The 17431-nt window shown below is 72.3% G+C and carries 14 protein-coding genes and 1 tRNA gene; 8 read left to right on the top strand and 7 right to left on the bottom strand.

The features are described from left to right. The first annotated feature begins 229 nt into the window (after positions 1 to 229). The 3 genes from WME82_RS03555 (at position 230) to WME82_RS03545 (ending at position 2322) form a co-directional block, all read left to right on the top strand. Complete coding sequence (locus WME82_RS03555; RefSeq protein ID WP_438041672.1) at positions 230 to 553, top strand: hypothetical protein; 324 nt, start codon at positions 230 to 232, stop codon at positions 551 to 553. A gap of 62 nt (positions 554 to 615) precedes the next feature. Further along, positions 616 to 1239, top strand: coding sequence for a sigma-70 family RNA polymerase sigma factor (locus WME82_RS03550; protein WP_437914703.1), 624 nt, complete (start codon positions 616 to 618; stop codon positions 1237 to 1239). 267 nt (positions 1240 to 1506) lie between these two features. Then, the gene (locus WME82_RS03545) at positions 1507 to 2322 is read left to right on the top strand and encodes a hypothetical protein (RefSeq protein WP_438041671.1); all 816 of its coding nucleotides are present in this window, start codon (positions 1507 to 1509) and stop codon (positions 2320 to 2322) included. Positions 2323 to 2704: 382 nt separating this feature from the next. On the opposite strand, the gene WME82_RS03540 is transcribed toward WME82_RS03545, so the two are convergent. After that, positions 2705 to 3022 carry a hypothetical protein gene (locus WME82_RS03540; RefSeq protein ID WP_438041670.1) on the bottom strand — a complete coding sequence of 106 codons (318 nt, stop codon included), beginning with the start codon at positions 3020 to 3022 and terminating at the stop codon, positions 2705 to 2707. A gap of 255 nt (positions 3023 to 3277) precedes the next feature. Here WME82_RS03540 and WME82_RS03535 point away from each other — a divergent pair, with 255 nt between their 5' ends. The 3 genes from WME82_RS03535 to WME82_RS03525 all read left to right on the top strand — a co-directional run bounded on the left by WME82_RS03535 (position 3278) and on the right by WME82_RS03525 (position 8222). Continuing rightward, entirely contained in the window at positions 3278 to 4105 is an 828-nt protein-coding gene (locus WME82_RS03535; RefSeq protein ID WP_437744123.1) for an electron transfer flavoprotein subunit beta/FixA family protein, read from the top strand. 105 nt (positions 4106 to 4210) lie between these two features. Then, positions 4211 to 5182, top strand: coding sequence for an electron transfer flavoprotein subunit alpha/FixB family protein (locus WME82_RS03530; RefSeq protein WP_437744122.1), 972 nt, complete (start codon positions 4211 to 4213; stop codon positions 5180 to 5182). A gap of 292 nt (positions 5183 to 5474) precedes the next feature. Beyond that, entirely contained in the window at positions 5475 to 8222 is a 2748-nt protein-coding gene (locus WME82_RS03525) for an ATP-binding protein (protein WP_438041669.1), read from the top strand. 211 nt (positions 8223 to 8433) lie between these two features. On the opposite strand, the gene WME82_RS03520 is transcribed toward WME82_RS03525, so the two are convergent. Next, positions 8434 to 8507, bottom strand: a tRNA-Pro gene (locus WME82_RS03520). A gap of 457 nt (positions 8508 to 8964) precedes the next feature. Between WME82_RS03520 and WME82_RS03515 the strand changes: the two genes are divergently transcribed. Continuing rightward, on the top strand, positions 8965 to 9573 hold the full coding sequence (locus WME82_RS03515) for a response regulator (protein ID WP_012233257.1): 609 nt from the start codon (positions 8965 to 8967) through the stop codon (positions 9571 to 9573). Positions 9574 to 9646: 73 nt separating this feature from the next. Here WME82_RS03515 and WME82_RS03510 read toward each other — a convergent pair whose 3' ends face one another. Next, entirely contained in the window at positions 9647 to 10363 is a 717-nt protein-coding gene (locus WME82_RS03510) for a TlpA family protein disulfide reductase (protein WP_438041668.1), read from the bottom strand. Between the two features lie 77 nt (positions 10364 to 10440). Here WME82_RS03510 and WME82_RS03505 point away from each other — a divergent pair, with 77 nt between their 5' ends. Beyond that, a complete protein-coding gene (locus WME82_RS03505) occupies positions 10441 to 11688 on the top strand; it encodes a chorismate-binding protein (protein ID WP_438041667.1) in 1248 nt (415 codons plus the stop codon). Positions 11689 to 11698: 10 nt separating this feature from the next. Here the strand turns inward: WME82_RS03505 and WME82_RS03500 are convergent, their stop codons facing one another. From WME82_RS03500 to cysS, 4 genes are all read right to left on the bottom strand, one after another. Further along, a complete protein-coding gene (locus WME82_RS03500; RefSeq protein ID WP_438041666.1) occupies positions 11699 to 13144 on the bottom strand; it encodes a protein kinase domain-containing protein in 1446 nt (481 codons plus the stop codon). Positions 13145 to 13562: 418 nt separating this feature from the next. Further along, positions 13563 to 14642 (bottom strand): AgmX/PglI C-terminal domain-containing protein, encoded by a 1080-nt coding sequence (locus tag WME82_RS03495; protein ID WP_437744117.1) that lies wholly within the window; start codon positions 14640 to 14642, stop codon positions 13563 to 13565. A gap of 50 nt (positions 14643 to 14692) precedes the next feature. Then, the gene (locus WME82_RS03490) at positions 14693 to 15658 is read right to left on the bottom strand and encodes a DnaJ C-terminal domain-containing protein (RefSeq protein ID WP_437744116.1); all 966 of its coding nucleotides are present in this window, start codon (positions 15656 to 15658) and stop codon (positions 14693 to 14695) included. Between the two features lie 158 nt (positions 15659 to 15816). Further along, entirely contained in the window at positions 15817 to 17415 is a 1599-nt protein-coding gene (gene cysS, locus WME82_RS03485) for a cysteine--tRNA ligase (protein ID WP_438041665.1), read from the bottom strand. Positions 17416 to 17431: the final 16 nt, after the last annotated feature.

The raw sequence follows: 17431 nt of genomic DNA, 5'->3' as shown, positions 1-17431 counted from the left end.
GCGTCGATTCATGAAAACCTGCATTAAATCAAGGTGTTGCCTGCCCACCGGGACCCCGGCCCAGGCCCCCGGCGCAGGGCCCCGGCCCGCGCCCGGCCTGGCCCCGCCGCCGGGCGCGGACAAAAGATCCCCGCGCGTCGCTTTCCTTGTCTGAAACGCCCCCTTGGCAGTGATTTAGGAGAAGGAACGGGCGCCGCACGCACGCGGGCCCCCTCTGCTCGAGGTCACCATGACGCACGACGCTTCCGACGAGCCCGACGCGCTAGAGCCGCCCGGCGGCGCCGATCCCATCCTGGAGGGCTGCCTCGCCGACGCGCTCGGCCCGTACCTCGGCGCGCTCTCCCCCGAGGAGATCGAGGACTACCGCAGGCTCCTCACGATCTTCATCAAGACGCACCCCGCCGCAGCGCCGCTCTACGACCGCCTGCGGGCCCGGCCTCCGGTCCCCTCCGAGAGCGGCGAGGTCGCCCGCGACGCCTCGGGCGCCGGCGGGCCCGCGGCTGGCGAGGCGGCGGCGGCGCGCCGCGACGGCACCTTCGGTGGGCGGCGGTGACCCGCGGCCAGCGCCCGCCTCCACCTCTCCCTGACCAGGAGCGCGTGCTGGAGGCGCTGCCCATGGCCCGCCACGTCGCGCGCACGACCGCGCAGGTCCATGGCGTGCGGACGTCCCAGCGCCTCGAAGACTGCGAGCAGGCGGCCTATCAGGCGCTCCTGGAGGCCAGCCCCGGATACGACCCGACCCGCGGCGTCCCGTTCAGCGTCTATGCCTGGAAGCGGGTCGCCGGCGCCGTCATCCGCCTGATCACCCGCGAGGCGTCGTTCCAGCGCGCCGGGCTCGACGCCTTCCTCGATGCGGCCGAGTCGGTGCGGGACACGAGCGACCCGTTCAGCGACGACGACGCCGACGCGCGGGAGCAGCTCCTGGAGCCGTGCCGCGCGCTCGTCTTCGCGCGCTTCGTCGCGCACACCGGCGAGCGGCTCAAGGCGCATCCGGAGGACGCCATCGCGCGCACCCGCGCGTTCGAGGCGCTCGGGGCCGCGCTCCGCGGCCTCGACGAGCGGGAGGCGCGCCTCATCGAGCTCCGGTACTGGCAAGACCTCTCCTGGGCCAAGGTCGCGGCCGAGCTCGGCGTCCACGAGAAGCACGCCATGCGCATGGACGAGCACCTGCGCAGGCGGCTCCGGGGCGATCTGCGGGCGAGCGACGTCGAGGAGCCGCCGCCGAGCGAAGGGGCCTGAAGGGATCTCCGCGCCGGGCCACCCGAGCTTCCGGCGCAAAAGGCAATTACAGGCGATAACACCGTCCTCCCCTCTTGAGCCCCTCTTGAGCCGCGAATCAGCTGTAATCGAGCCGTAATTGAGCCGCGGCGCCCCTCCCGGACGCGCCGCGGGCCGACTCGAAATCTCGCGCCGCGCAAAAGAGGCTTTACACTGCCCATCCGGACTGAGAGCTTGACGAATGGTGCATTCCCCGGCGCGTCGCCGGAGGACAACCAAGGAGGCACCATGGCCCTCAAAGACCTCTCTCCTCGTCAAATGGTCCAGATCACCGGCGCCTGGCTCGACCCGGAGCGCGAAAGGCCGCGCCTCGGGTCGCTGAAGCGGTGCGCCCCGCTCATCGACGATATCGAGGAAGCGCACGAAGGCGTCTTGAAGTCGCACCGGCGGCAGAAGAAGGCGAACGACGAGCTCTCCGCGATCCAGCAAAGGCAGGTCGTGGTCGATCAGATCCACGATCGCAAGGCGCGCGGCGCCCACGCGGTGCTCACCGGCTTCGCCGATCTGGCCGACGATCCCGAGGACGCGGCGATTTACCTCGAGATCCGCGATCAGCTCTTCGCGGATGGGCTCAAGTTCCTCGGGGCGAGCTACAGCGACGAGGCGGGCGAGGTGAAGCTCGCGCGCGACCGGCTGACGCCGGAGTCCAAGGCGGCGCTCAGGGCGCTGCCGACGCCGGGGGGCAACCTGCTCAAGGCGGTGCAGGCGTGGTTCGCCGCGGGCGACGAGCTCGGCAAGCTCGACGCGCAGCGTATCCACCTTTCGGCGGAGGACCGGCCGGGCGCGGCCGACTCGCCCGGCGGGCAGCTCCGGGCGCGCAACCGCTGGATCAAGGTGGTGCGCAGCGTCCTCCAGATGCTGGAGCTCGAGGGGGCCGACGAGGAGACGGCGCGCCGGCTGCTCGCGCCGCTCCAGCGGGAGGCTGCCAAGGCCGAGCGCCGGCGCTCGGGCGGCAAGGAGGAGACCGAAGTGGAAGGCGGCGCGCCGCCCGACGCCAGCGAGCCAGCGATCGACGAGGGAGCCCCGGCGACTGGCGTGGATTGACGGGGCCGCCCCTCCGCCGGGCCTTCCTGGCAGACTCGATCCGTCACGAGCCCCCTCCGCCGGGCCTTCCTGGCAGACTCGATCCGTCACGAGCCCCCTCCGCCGGGCTCTCCTGGCAGACTCGATCCGTTAACCACCCCCCTCCGACGGGCCCTCCTGGCAGACTCGATCCGTTAACCACCCCCCTCCGACGGGCCCTCTTGACGGACTCCATCCGTCAAGAGCCCCCTCCGGCACCCCCCTCTCAACGGATCAGATCCGTTGCGCACCCCCTCCACCGCCCCCCTCTCAACGGATCAGATCCGTTGCGCACCCCCTCCGGCACCCCCCTCTCAACGGATCAGATCCGTTGCGCCCCCTCCGGCACCCCCCTCTCAACGGATCAGATCCGTTGCGCGCCCCCTCCACCGCCCCCTCTCAACGGATCGCATCCGTAAACGCCCCCTCCCCCACCATCGGTCACCAACGTTCTCGTGGTCGTGAACGTGGTCGTGGTCGTGGTCGTCAACGGCTCGATCGTGAACGTGAACGTCACCCGGAAGTCGCAGCTCTCATTCGTTGACCAAGGTTTCGGCAGAACGTTCACGTCAACGATCGTGTCGTTGACGACCACGACCACGACCACGACCACGTTCACGACGCTCTCCGCCTCCTCTCGATGGATCGCCGTCGTTGCACCCTCCTTCCGCCACCCCCTCACAACGGATCACCTCGCCTCTCCCCGTTCCGCGAGGCCCCTCACAGGCCCGCGCCCTTCGAATTAGGCCGTCGCGTCTGCTTGACGCACCACGTCGGCGCTGCCATGACCGGCTCCCTCCGCCTCGGGCGTGCTGTTTCAGCCGCGCGCGCCGGGTCCACGCATGGGGCCGCCGGCCCGGCTGCCGCATGCGTGGCGCGTCCTCGCCGAGGCGGACTACGCTCTGCGTTACCACACAGCAACAGGAGCCACCGAGCCGTGAAGATCCTCGTTCCGCTCAAGCGCGTCGCCGATCCGGATAACGCGAACAAGGTGAAGATCCCCGCTTCCGGGGACAAAATTGAGACGACCGGGCTCGAGTGGAAGCCGAACCCGTTCGACGAGTACGCGCTCGAAGCGGCGCTCCGCCTGACCGAGGACGGCAAGGCGCCGAAGACGCGGGCGGGCGAGGTCGTCGTCGTCACCTTCGGACCGAAGGAGACCGAGCAGACCCTCCGCGCCGCGCTCGCCACCGGCGCCGACAAGGCCATCCGGGTCGACGTCACCGACGACAAGCTCGACGGCGACCTCGTGGCCCGCGCCCTCAAGACGCTCGTCGAGCGCGAGAAGCCCGACGTCGTGCTGATGGGCAAGCAGGCCGTCGACGGTGACTCCAACCAGGTCGGCCAGATCCTCGCCGAGCTGCTCGACTGGCCGCTCGCCACGTTCGCCGCGACCATCAAGGAAGAGAAGGGCGCGCTCCTCGTCGGCCGCGAGGTCGACGGCGGCGTCTCCACCCTCCGCGTGCGCCTGCCGGCCGTCGTCACCGTCGACCTGCGCATCGTCGCGCCGACCAGCGTCTACTCCCAGAAGACGGCGCCCGCGTTCAAGTACAACGACGGCGTCCGCTTCGCGGCGCTCCCCGCGATCATGGCCGCCAAGAAGAAGCCCCTCGCCGAGGTGAAGCTCGCCGACCTCGCCGCGGACCAGGCGCTCAAGGTCCAGTACAGCGCGTTCCAGCCGCCCCCCGCGCGCAAGGCGGGCATCAAGGTGAAGGACGTCAGCGAGCTCGTCTCGCGCCTCAAGAACGAGGCGAAGGCCATCTGACGGGACGCAGCAGGGACAAGACCGGACGCGACAAGAGGTCGAAGACATCGAGGGTGCCGCCGACGCGGACCCCGACCCGCAGCGGCGGGTCGTGCAGGAGGGATCATGGCTGACGTTCTCGTGGTGGCCGAGGCCGCCGATGGAAAGCTGAAGAAGACGACCCACTCCGCTGTCACGTTCGCGAGGCAGGCGGCGGCGGCGCTCGGCGGGACGTACTCGATCCTCGTGATCGGCGACGCCCTCGGCGACGCGGCCGCCGAGGCGGCGACGCTCGGCGCGGCCAAGGTGCTCGTCGCCCAGGCGAGCTCGCTGAAGGACTACGTCGCCGAGCGCTACGTGCCGACCGTCGCGGCGGCCGCCAAGGGCGCCGCCGTCGTCGTGGGCACCGCGAGCGCCTACGGCAAGGACCTGCTCCCGCGCGTCGCGGCGCGGCTCTCGGCAGGGTTCGCGAGCGACATCTCCGAGCTCCTCCCCGAGGGGGGCAAGCTCAAGTACAAGCGCCCCATGTACGCCGGCAACGCGTACGGCGTCTGCACCGTCTCGACCCCCGTCCAGGTCGTGAGCGTCCGCCAGAGCGCGTTCGCCGCCGCCGAGCCCACCGGGTCGACGTCGCCGATCGAGCAGGTCGCGGTCGTCCCGCCGAGCGCGGCGGCCGAGCGCGTCGAGTTCGTCTCCTTCGACCAGGTGAAGAGCGAGCGCCCCGAGCTGACCGAGGCCAAGGTCGTCGTCTCCGGCGGCCGCGCCCTGAAGGAGCGCTTCAACGAGGTCCTCGACCCGCTCGCCGACGTCCTCGGCGCCGCCGTCGGCGCCAGCCGCGCCGCGTGCGACGCCGGCTACGCCGCCAGCGACCTCCAGGTCGGCCAGACGGGCAAGGTCGTCGCCCCCTCGCTCTACGTCGCCGTCGGCATCTCGGGCGCCATCCAGCACCTCGCCGGGATGAAGGGCTCGAAGGTCATCGTCGCCATCAACAAGGACGCCGACGCGCCCATCTTCCAGGTCGCCGACTACGGCCTGGTCGCCGATCTCTTCGCGACCGTGCCCGAGCTCGTGAAGCAGATCCAGGCAGCCCGCAGCTGATCTTCGCGCGACCGTCCTCGCGCGACCGAGACGGCCGACGCAACCAACGCAGCGGACGCGACCGACGCGACCGACGCGACCGACGCGACCGACGCGACCACCACAACCGACGCGACCAGCACAACCGACCCCGCCGGGGTGCACCTCGTCCGCCCTCCAGCGATGCGAGCGTACCCCGGCTCACCGGATGAGTCCGTCCAGCGAGAAGTTCACGTTCACGGGCGCGATTTCCGTGTCAGGTCGCGCACGTAGCATCTTGTTCGCGTCCTGCGGCCGTGGGATCCCTTGAGCTATGCCCGAACGCCCGGACATGCCGATCGTCGCGGCGCTCGCGCAGGCGCGGGCATTGCTGTACGACACGGCCACGACCACGGAGCAGCGGCGGCTCATCGGCCCCACGGTCATGGAGATCGACCGCGCGATCGTGAGCCTCGATCCGACCGCGAGCGCCTCCTTCGAGCTCACGCCGCTCGCGGCGTCGGTGCCGCCGGTCGACACGGAGATCGAGGCGCTGCGCCGCGAGGTCGAGCGGCTGCGCGTGATCACCCAGCACGAGCGCGGGCTGCTCGACGCGCTCCTCAGCGAGAGCCCGCACGGCATCATCGTCTCCGACATCCAGGGCAAGCTGATCCTCCAGAACCGCGCCTCCGAGCGGATCTGGGCCGGCAGCTCCACCGCCGAGAACGTCGAGGGCTGGGGGCGCTACCGCGCGTTCCACCCCGACGGGCGGCCGTTCGAGGGCGGCGACTGGTCGATGGCGCGGTGCCTGTCGCGCAAGGAGACCGTCCCCGCGGAGGAGATCCACTTCCAGCGCTTCGACGGCACCCACGGGATGCTGCTCGGCAGCTGCGCGCCGCTCTTCTCGCCGGAGGGCGAGATGCTCGGCGCGGTGTCCATCTTCGCCGACATCACCCAGTTCAAGCAGCTCGAGGCGGACCTCCGGGTCAGCAAGACCAAGTTCTCGACCACCCTGAAGAGCATCGGCGACGCGGTGATCTCGACCGACGGCACCGGGCGGATCGACTTCATGAACGCCGTGGCCGAGACGCTGACCGGCTGGACGCTCGACGAGGCGAAGGACCGCCGCCTGTCCGATGTCTTCCGGATCATCTCCGAGCAGACGCGCCACGACCTCGACAACCCCGTCACCGAGGTGCTGCGCCACGGCGGCATCATCGGGCTCGACGACACCACGCTGCTGCTGCGCAAGGACGGCTCGGAGCTCGCGATCGACTCGAACGGCGCGCCGATCCGGAGCGAGGAGGGCGAGCTCGTCGGGCTCGTGCTGGTCTTCCGCGACGTGACCGAGAAGCGGCTCGCCGACAAGCGGCGCTACTTCATCGGCGAGGCGAGCCGGCAGCTCGCGCTGTCGGGCCTCGACTACGAGAGCACGCTGGCCAACGTCGCCCGCCTCGCGGTGCCGCACATCGCCGACGCCACGGTGGTGGACATCGTCGAGCCGGACGGCTCGCTGGGCCGGCTCGCGGCCGTGCACGCGAGCGACACGAAGAAGGCGCTGGGGCGGGATCTCCCGGCCCGCTACCCGACGGATCCCGAGGTGCCGCGCGCGGTGCACGCGGTGCTCCGGTGCGGCGAGTCGCTCCTGCTCCCCGAGGTCGAGGGCATGGCGTGGCAGCGCGCCGCGTCGCTGAAGCCCGGCAACGAGTGCTGGTCCGGCGCGCACGACCCGGCGTACCTCGCGCTGCTCCGGGAGCTCGGCGTCCGCTCGGCGATGATCGTGCCGCTGCGCGCCCGGGACCGGACGCGCGGGGCGATCACGCTGCTCTCGACCGAGTCGAGCCGGCGCTACACCGTCGAGGATCTCGCGCTCGCCGAGGAGCTCTGCAACTTCGCCGCGCTCGCGCTCGACAACGCCCAGCTCTACCGCGAGTCGCAGCAGGTCAACCGCGCCAAGGACGAGTTCCTCGCGACGCTCTCGCACGAGCTCAGGACCCCGCTCACCGCGATCCTCGGCTGGGCGCGCATGCTGCGGCAGGGCTCGCTGAAGCCGGACACGCACGTCCGCGCGCTGGAGGCGATCGAGCGCAACGGCACGCTCCAGGCGCAGCTCGTCGAGGACCTCCTCGACGCCTCCCGCATCATCACCGGCAAGCTGCGGCTCGACGTGATGCTGGTCGACCTGCCGCCGATCATCAACGCCGCCATCGACGCGGTCCGCCACGGCGCGGACGCGAAGGGGATCGAGCTGCTCGTGCAGCTCGACCCGAACGCGGGGCCGATCTCGGGCGACCAGACGCGGCTGCAGCAGGTGGTGTGGAACCTCCTGTCGAACGCGATCAAGTTCACCCCGCGCGGCGGCAAGGTCTCGATCCTGCTCGGCAGGGCCGAGGGCCTGGCCCGCATCCAGGTGAGCGACACGGGCCAGGGCATCGTGCCGGAGTTCCTGCCGTACGTGTTCGACCGCTTCCGCCAGGCCGACAGCACGAGCACGCGGCCGCACAGCGGGCTCGGGCTCGGCCTTGCGATCGCCCGCCACCTCATCGAGCTCCACGGCGGCACCGTGAAGGCGGAGAGCGCCGGGGACGGCAAGGGCGCGACGTTCACGGTGGACATCCCGCTCGCGCCCCGGGGCGCCATCGCGGCGCTCCGGAGGGCCGATGGGCTGGTCCCTCTGTCCAACGAGCTGGAGCCGACGCTCCAGGGCGTCCGGGTGCTGATGGTCGACGACGAGCCGGACGCGCGGGAGCTCGTGACCACGGTGCTGGAGCGCAAGGGGGCGAGCATCACCGCGGTCGCGACGGTCGACGAGGCGCTGTCCGCGATCGAGCGCGAGAAGCCCGACGTGATCCTGAGCGATCTCGGGATGCCCGGGGAGGACGGCTACAGCCTGATCCGTCGCCTGCGCGCGCAGAGCCCCGAGCAGGGAGGGCGCATCCCCGCCGCGGCGCTGACCGCGTACGCGAGCGCCCAGGACCGTACACGCGCGCTGCTGGCCGGCTTCCAGTCGCACGTGCCCAAGCCGATCGAGGCGTCGGAGCTAGCGGCCGTGATCGCCAACCTGGCGGGCCGCACAGGCTAGGACCGCCCCCGACCACGCCCCCCAACGTGGACGTGGACGTCAACGTGGTCGTGGACGTCAACGTGGTCGTGGTCGTGGACGTAAACGGCCAGACGTCCACGTAGACGCCCACGGCCAGGAAGGCCCCCCGCTCCCCGTCTTCCCGTCGGCAGACCCAAACGACGAAGGGCGGCCATCAGGCCGCCCTTCGTGGATCCCCAGATGAACTGAGTCGGGGCGAGAGGATTTGAACCTCCGACTCCTCGGTCCCGAACCGAGTGCGCTACCAGGCTGCGCTACGCCCCGTTCGCTGCCCCAAGAGCAACGCCCGCTGAACAGCGGGCGCGCAACATCGCCAAGAGCGAGCCGCTTGTCAAGACGAAATGATCAGGGCTCCACGGCCGCACCGCGGGCTCGCACGGCGTCCCCGGGAGCGCCCGCGCCGCGCATGACAGCCAGATGACAAAAAGTGGCAAGAATTCGCTCACTTCGGGGTCGCCCCGGCGCCCCGGACGTTTCACGAAGCCAAGAATCGTGGGAGCGCAAGAAAAATGTCCCGTCCTGACTTGCTCAGGCCGTGTTAAAGTGTCACTGGAATCCCGATGTTGCCGAAAGGAAGCAGAGAGCGAGGCGTCTGGTGCGCCGGTGAGGGCCTCGCCCCCTGCTCGCGCAACTTGAGCAGGGGACCGCACGGGCGGCCCCTTCCAGAACGGACCAGGGCGACCGGCCGGCTCCGGCGGTCGTGACGTGAGAGGAGGAACAGGTGGCAATTGAGCTTCCCGCTGTACGCATTCTGATCGTCGACGACGACCGCGCGATCTGTGACTACATGCAGACGCTTCTCGAGCGCGACGGGTACCAGGTCAAGACGCTGGGCGACCCCACGACCGTGGAGGAAGAGGTCCGCACGGGCGGCTACCACCTCATCATCCTCGACCTGATGATGCCGAAGCTCGACGGCATCGAGGTGCTCAAGCGCATCCGCAAGGTCGACAACGACATCGCCGTCGTCATCTTCACCGGCTTCCCCAACCTCGAGAGCGCCGTCGCGTCTATGAAGCTCGACGCGGTCGATTACATCAAGAAGCCGTTCAACGTGGACGAGTTCCGCGAGGTGCTCGCCCGCGTCATGCGCAAGAAGGGCCTCGCGCGCACGCCCGAGGAGCAGCTCCACCGCGTCATCGGCGACACGATCAGGAACCTCCGCAAGGACAAGGACCTCACGCTGAAGCAGATGGCGCGCCGCACGGGGCTCAGCGTGTCGCTGCTGTCGCAGATCGAGCGCGCCGAGTCGTCGGCGTCCATCTCGTCGCTCTACAAGATCGCGGTCGCGCTCGAGTCGCGCATCCAGGACCTCTTCGGCCACTACTGATCCGCTCGCCGAGCGGCGACGCCTGGCCCGCCGCGCGCGCAGCGTGGACGCGCGCGCCCGGGCCAGCGCCGGCTCAGCGCCGCGCGCCGCGCTCGATCGCCGCGTCGAGCTCGTCGAGCGCGAGGCCGGCGATCGCCTCGACCCGCGCGCCCGACGTGTCGAAGACGATCACGTACGGCAGCTTCGAGACCTGCTTCAGGTACCGCCGGGCGAGCGGGCTGTCCCAGTCGACGATGTCGAGCTTGCGGTACGCGACGTCCTTGCGGGCCTCGAGCACCGTGACCATGTGCGCGTCCAGCTTGCGGCAGGGCATGCACCAGGCCGCCACGAAGTCGATGACCGTGACCTTGCCCGGGACGATCTGGGCGCCGAGGTCGGGGATGTCCGCGCCGCCGTCCTCGATCGTCCGGGCGTCCGCGCCCTCGGGGAACGTCGCCCAGCCGAGGTACTGCCCCTGGCCGGCGCCGAGCACCGCCTCGAACCCCTCGTCGGCGGCGAGCCGCTTCACGGTCCCCGCGACGTCGAACGACCGCGACGCGGTGACGGAGATCTCGGCGCGGCGCCTGTCGAAGGCGGCCGAATAGACGCCCGGGCGCTCGCGGAGATCCGCGACGAGCTCGGCGCCGCACGCCTCGCAGTCGATCTTCCGCAGCGAGACGACGGTGGTGCTCGCGCCCTCCGGGGCGGGCTGCGCGCCGCCGCAGGCAGCCGCCAAGCTGCCAAAGGCGACCAGCCAGCCGCCGCAGGCGGTCAAACCAAGGGCCGAAGAGAGGGCGTTCGCGCTTCGCACCGCGTCCTTCGAGGTACCTTGCCCGCCTTCTCCGCGCGGCGCAACGTCGTGTAGGCTGGGCTGCGATGAGCTCCGTCGTGACCCGCACCCTTCCGGCCGATCACGTCACGCCGGTCCGCGCCTACGCCGCGCTCCGCGCCCAGTCGCCGGGCCGGTCGTCGTTCATGCTCGAGTCCGCCCTGCCCGGCGAGCGCTGGGGCCGCTACGCGATCCTCGGCTACAGGGCGCGCGCCGAGACCCTCCTCCCCAGCGGGTTCGACCCGTTCGCGACGCTCGCGGACGGGCTCGCGCAAGCCGCGGCGGCGGACACGTCGAATGCGCCGGACGCACAGGGCACGGCGCGCGACCTGGCGGCCCGCGTCTGTCAGGCCTGGGTCGGCTTCCTCGCGTACGATGCGGTGCACCTGCTCCTGGGCGTCGAGCCGTGGCCCGACGAGGCCTACCTCGGACGGGTCATGAAGGACGCGACCGTCGTCGTGTTCGACAGCGTGGCGCAGACCATGACGATCGCCGGCCAGTCGCAGGGCGCCGTGAGCCGATGCGCCTGGGAGCTGTCGCACGGGCCAGAGCAGATGAGCCTCCCCGCGCTCGATCCGCACGCCCTGCCAGAGCACGTCGAGACGCCGGTGGCCGACGAGGACTTCGCCGCGAAGGTGGCCGCGGCGCACGAGCGCGTCGCGGCCGGCGAGGCGAAGGAGGTCGTGCTCGCCCGCAGGTTCCGAGCCCCGCTGCGCGGCGCGGATCCGTTCGACGTGTACCGGGCGCTGCGGGTGCTCGCGCCGTCGACCCACCTCTACTTCCTCGACTTCGCGGAGTCGCCGTTCGCGCCGGGGCTCACCGTGGCAGGCGCGTCGGGCGAGACGCTCGTCCGTGTCGAGCGCGATCCGTCGGCGAGGCCGAGCGCAGGCGACGCGTCGCCCGTCGAGGCGCTGCGCGCCGCCTTCGCGCGCGGCAGCGCGGTCGGCGCGCCGGCGGCGCACGCGAGCGGCGTCAGCCGCCGCCTCGAGGTCGGCCCGCGCCAGATCTACGGCGGCTCGGTCGGGTACTTCGGGCCGGAGGGCGCGGAGATGGCGCACACGCTCGGCGCCGTCTGGGTCGAGTCGGGGTACTTCGAGACGATGACCGGCGCGCGCATCGGGAACGGGAGCGACCCGCGCGCGGCGTCGGAACGGACGCGCGGCGACGCGCGCGCGGCGCTGTCGGCAATCCGCGCGGCGCAGGAGGCGCGCAAGGCGAGCGACGCGGCCGCGGAGAAGAGGGCCGCCGCCGAGAAGGCCGCCGCCGAGAAGGCCGCCGCTGACGACGACGCCGTCCGGAGCGCGTAGCGCGCAGCGCTCAGTCGTTCAGCAGGCTCTGGCGCACGCGCGCGCCCGTCGGGGCCGCCCCCGTGGCGGTGCCTGGCCGCGCGAGGCGCGACGAAGCGGCGGCCTGGGGCGCGGTTGCCGCCGCGCGGGCGCCGCGCTGAGGAGGCTCGGGAGGCGCCGGCCGAGCCGGCGGCGAGGCGATCGCCTCGAGCGCGGCGGCGCGCGCCGCCTGGGCCTTGCCGGCGGCGAGCGCCGCCGTGAGCACGGCCGCCCTGGCGCCGGTCGCGGCCATCGCAGGCCTCGGGCGCTCGGGCCGCGTGAGCGTCACGAACGTCGCGACGCCCATCAACGCGACGAGGCCGACGGGGAGGAGCCAGCCCAGGCGCGCGGGCGACGCGAGCCCGCGCAGCACGGTGGCGCTCTCCGCGCCGAGCAGCGTGTCCGGCGGCGTCGTGCGGCTCGCGGTCGGCGGCTCGGAGCCGGCCTCCGGCCCCACGACGGCGCGAGGGGCCGCCGCGTTCCCCTGCGCGAACGCCGCGACCGGCGCCCGCACCGAGGCGATCCCGGAAGCGCGCGCCGACAGGGGCGGGCGCTGGAGGCCAGAGGAGGGCGGCGGCGCGTGCTCCGCGATGCGAGCGAACGACGACACCATCTCCTCCACCGAGCGGAAGCGCCGGGCCCGGTCGCGCGCGAACGCCTTCTCGAAGAAGCCGTCCAGCGCGGCAGGCAGCCTCGGCGCGAGCCGCGTCGCGATGGGCACCGGCGCGAGCAGGATCTTCGAGGCGACGACGCTGGCGATGTCGCCGGGGAACGGGAGGTGACCGGTCACCGCGCGAAACAGGATCGAGGCCAGCGACCAGAGATCGGTCTGCGCGTCGAGGGTCCGCTCCGCCCGGATCTGTTCCGGACTGAGGTAGTGGAGCGCGCCCGCGCTGATCTCCGCCGCGATCTCGCCGACGAGCCGTGGCGCGACCGCCCTCGGGAGGCCGAAGTCGAGCACCTTCACGACCTCCTCGTCGCCCTCCAGCGCGAGGAAGAGGCTCTCCGGCCGGAGGCCCTGGTGAAGGAGGCCCGCCGCATGGGCGGCCTGCAGGGCGTCGCCGGCCTGCGCCGCGACGCGCGCGGCCTCGTCCAGCGAGAGCCGGCCGCGCCGGACGAGGCGCGCCGCGAGATCCTCGCCGGAGAGCAGGTCCATCGCCAGGTAGACCACGCCGTCCTCGGTGCCGTGATCGCGCACGCTCACGACGTGCCGCGACGAGAGCTCGGCGGCGGCGCGGACCCAGCGGTCGAGCCAGAGGATCTCCCCCGTGGCGCCGGCGTCGGGGTCGAAGAGCTTCAGGGCGACGCGAGCGCCCAGCTGGAGCTCGCGCGCGGCCCAGACAGAGCCGCGGTCGCGCGCGATCCGCGCGAACGGACGCGCGAGCTGCCTCTCCAGCAGATACTTCCCCCCAACGATGGTGCCCGGTGAGATATCCATTGGTTACCTGAGCCTCCTCCCCCACCGTAAAGTTGCACATACGCCATGCGGCGCAATTTGGCGTTGCGGGTCGCTGCACGGTTTGCTTGTGCGACCGCCTCGACCGTGCAGGCGGCGGGAGCGTTCGCACCGCACGCCGCGCGCGGAAAGAGGCGAGTCGTATCGCGGAGCACAAGGAGCCCATCCCGGTTGGGGCAGACCGAACCCGGCCTCCGAGGTCGGTGCAGCGTCAGGCGCGGAGAGGAGCCTTACCTGGCCAGGCGGAACCAGGGCGGTCGCGAAGCGGACACCGGGGCGTAGAACGGGACGTAGAACGGAGCGAAGCACCGAGGAAACAGAGCCGGTTCCGCCCGCGCGACGTCGCCTTGAAGCGGCGCAGAAATCCGGCCAGAGATGGCCGGACTTCTGGCGGGCGGAACTAGGGTGCTGAGGGCTGCGGGTCGGGCGAAAACCGGAGCGGTACGACGAAGCGCAGGTCGCCGCCCTCCGGCGCCGGGAACGTGAGCGCTCGCGCGCGCCGGAGCACGCAGCGGGTGAGCCGTTCGTCCGGGAAGCGCGACTCAGCCTCGAAGGCCTCGTCGACAGCGCCGCTGTCCGTCACGTGGAAGCGGATCGCGAGGCGGCCCCAGAGCGCCGGCGCGCCCGCGAGGGCCTCTTCGTAGCAGCTCCGCCACACGGGCAAGGCCTCGGCCAGGGCGGCGGAGATCGCGTCCGGCTGGAGCTCGCCCGGGCCAGGAGCGAGGACGGACGGCGGAGGCTCGACCGGCTCGTCGCCCGGATAGACCTGCAGCGTGGCCACGACCGTCGAGCCGGCCTTGGCCCCGGGGAGCGGGAGCGACCGCGCGCGCGCGGTGAGGCACGAGACGACGTCCGGCGCGGAGAGCGTGGACGACGTGGCGCGCGCCCCGGTGACCTTGCCGGCGCGGCTCACCGTGAGCCGCACCGTGGTCTTGCCGTGCAGCGTCGGGTCCCGGTACGCGCGCAGGCGGTAGCACGAGTAGACGTGGATCCAGAGGTGCCGCCGGGCGATGCGCTGCACCTCGCTCGCCTTGAGCGGACCCTTCACGTGGTCGATGTCCACGATGATCCTCGGCAGCGGGTGCCCCTCGGCCGGAGGCGGCGGCGCGGGAGGATCCCCCCTGCCCCCGGCGTTCCAGCGATCCCGCTCCGCCGCCTCGGCCTGGCCGCGAGGCACGAGGTGGCGGCCGAGCTTGTAGGGCGGATCGATCGCGATCGAGGGCCCCTGCGAGGCGCCGCGCGCGTCGCCCTCGGCGGCCGCCGCGGACGGGTCCCCGAGGGAGGCGCCCGGCGCCGCAGGAGAGACCGCCGGAGGCGCGGCCGGGGCGCGCAGCTCAGTGGAGGAGGCGGCGGCCGCCAGCGCGCCCACCCGCCGGGGCGGACGCCCCGGCTGGGCGGCGGCCGGGGCGGAGAGGCCGGCGGCGCGCGGGGCCGGGCGCGGCGGCGCCGGCGAGGCGCACGCGGCGAGCGCGATGGCCACGGCGAGGAGCGGACCGCACGCGCGGCCCGCGCCGCGCCGGGAGGCCGCGCTCAGAACCGGAGATCGCCGCGCGGCGCCTCCACCTTGCCGTCGAGCGCATCGATCGCCTTCGCGACCTCGGGGTCGTCGACGGTGGGGACGTGCACCACGAACTTCACGTAGAGATCCCCGGGCTCCTTCGCCTTGCGGGCGATGCCCTTGCCGCGCAGCCGCATCACCTGGCCGGTCTGGGTGCGCGCCGGGATCTTGAGCGTCACCTCGCCGTCGGGCGTGGGGACGCGGATCTTCTCGCCCCGGTAGGCCTCGCCCAGGGTGACGGGGACGTCGAGGTGGAGGTCGTCGCCCTCGCGCTTGAAGAACGGGTGCGGCGTGACGTGGATGTTGAGCAGCAGATCGCCGGGCTCGCCGCCGCCCATGCCCGGCGCGCCCTGGCCGCGGATGCGCAGGCGGCTGCCCTCGGCGGCCCCGGGCGGGACGCGCACCGTGACCGGCTCGGGATCACCCTCGCGCTGGAGCTGGAGCGTCGTGCCGCGCACCGCCGACACGAAATCGATGGTGAGGTTCTGCTCGATGTCGCCGCCGCGGCCGCGCGCCGGCTGCGGGCGGCGGCCCGCGCCGCCCGCGCCGGCGCGGCCACGGCCAAAGAGGTCGCCGAGGATGTCGCTGAGGTCGCCTCCGGCGGGGGCGTTGCCGAAGATCTCCTGGACGTCGAAGCCGCCGGGGCCGCGGCCCCCGCCGCCGGCCCGCGCGTTCGCGTAGCGGCGGTAGGCGCGGGCGCGCTCGGGATCGAAGTTCTGCGAGAGGCTCTCCTCGCCGAACTCATCGTAGAGCGCGCGCTTCGTCTTGTCGCTCAGCACCTCGTGAGCCTGGTTGATCTCCTTGAACTTCTGCTCGTTGGCCTTCCCCGGGCTCTTGTCCGGGTGGTACTTCATCGCGAGCTTGCGGAACGCCTTCTTGATGCTGTCCTCGTCCGCGTCGCGCGAGACGCCGAGCACGGAGTAGAGATCACGAGCCATGGTCGTCCGTCATCGTTCTGGTCCGCGGGAGGTGCGAGGCGCGCGGACCGCTGCGGGCCTTCATCGGGCCGAAACCTAGATCTCCCGTCGGTCCTCGTCCACTGGGGGCAGCCGCCTGCGCGAGCGTCAGCGGTGGAACGCGCGCGGCGCGGCGCGCCTCAGGCGCTCACCCGGAATGTCGTACCGGTGGGAGAGTCGGCAACCTCGATGCCGTCGCGCTCGAGCTCCTTCCGGAGGGCGTCGCCCCGCGCGAAGTCCTTCGCGGCGCGCGCCGCGGCGCGCTCGGCGAGCTTCGCCTCGATCGCCTGCCGGGTCGTGCCGAGGAGCCCGAGGCGCTGCTCCTGCGTGCGGGCCTGGTAGACCGGAGACGGCGTCTGCAGCAGGCCGAGGACGTCGAGCGAGGACCGCAGGGCCGCGTGGAGGCGGCGCGCGAGCGGCGGGGCGGCGCGGGCGACGTCCTGGTCCTTCCCCCGCCGCTGCGCGGCGTCGGCGAGCTCGTTGGCGGCCTTGGCGACCTCGGCGATGATCGAGAGCACGACGGGGGTGTTGAGGTCGTCGTCGAGCGCGGCGGCGGCGCGGCCCGGCGCGCCGTCCGCGAGCGCGGCGAGCGCCGCGAACCCCTTCGGGAGCCGCGCCGGCAGCTCCGGCGCGGCGCCCTCGCCGGCGGCGGGCGGGCCGGCGAGCGCGGACGGCGCGGAGAGCGCGGACAGTCGATCGAGCGTCGCATACAGGTAGTCGACGCGGCGCTCGGCCTCGACCACGCCGGGGAACACGACCCGGCCGTCGTCGCGCTTGTGGGTGTCGAACTCGAGCGGGCCCCGGTAGTGGACCGTGAGCAGGAAGTAGCGGAGCGCCTCCGGGTCGTTGCGCGCGTAGACGTCGCGGAGCTTGACGAAGTTGCCGAGCGACTTCGCCATCTTCTCCTTGTCGACATTGACGAAGCCGTTGTGGATCCAGATCGAGGCGAGCGGCGCGCCGTCCGGATGGGCGGCCTCGCTCTGGGCGATCTCGTTCTCGTGATGGGGAAAGACGAGGTCCATGCCGCCGCAGTGGACGTCGAAGCCGGCCCCGAGGTAGTGGCCCGCCATGGCGGAGCACTCGATGTGCCACCCGGGGCGCCCCTTGCCCCACGGGCTGTCCCAGCCCCACCCGCCGGGGGCGACCCCCTTCCAGAGCGCGAAGTCGAGCGGATCGCGCTTGTCCTCGCACGGACCGACGCGCGCGCCGACCCGCAGCTCGTCGAGGTTGCGCTTCGAGAGCTTGCCGTAGGAGGGGAAGCTGCGGACCGAGTAATAGACGTCGCGAACGTCGCGAACGTCGCGAACGTCGCCGGGCCGCTCGACGACATAGGCCACGCCTCGCTCGATCAGCCGCTCGACGAAGGCGATGACCTCCGGGATGTGCTCCGAGACCTTCGGCTCGACGTCGGGCGTCAGACAGCCGAGGGCGGCGACGTCCTCCTGGTACAGGCGAGCCATCCGCGCCGACAGGTCCATGGGGGGCTCGCCGGACTCGGCCGACCGCTGCAAGATCTTGTCGTCGACGTCCGTGACGTTTCGAACGTAAACGACGCGGAGGCCGCGCGCCCTCAGGTGGCGGACGAGGATATCCGGGGCGAGCGCGGCGCGGCCGTGCCCCACGTGCGCGACGTCGTAGGTCGTCGGGCCGCAGCAGTACATGCGGACCTCGCCAGGCCGCCGTGGGGCGAGCGGGGCGAGCTTCTGGGTCAGCGTGTCGTGGAGGCGCAGGGCGGACATCGGCCGGGGGTCTATC

Source organism: Sorangium sp. So ce128 (assembly GCF_051525245.1).
Lineage (GTDB): Bacteria > Myxococcota_A > Polyangia > Polyangiales > Polyangiaceae > Sorangium > Sorangium cellulosum_B.
This window is presented reverse-complemented; position numbering and strand designations above follow the sequence as displayed.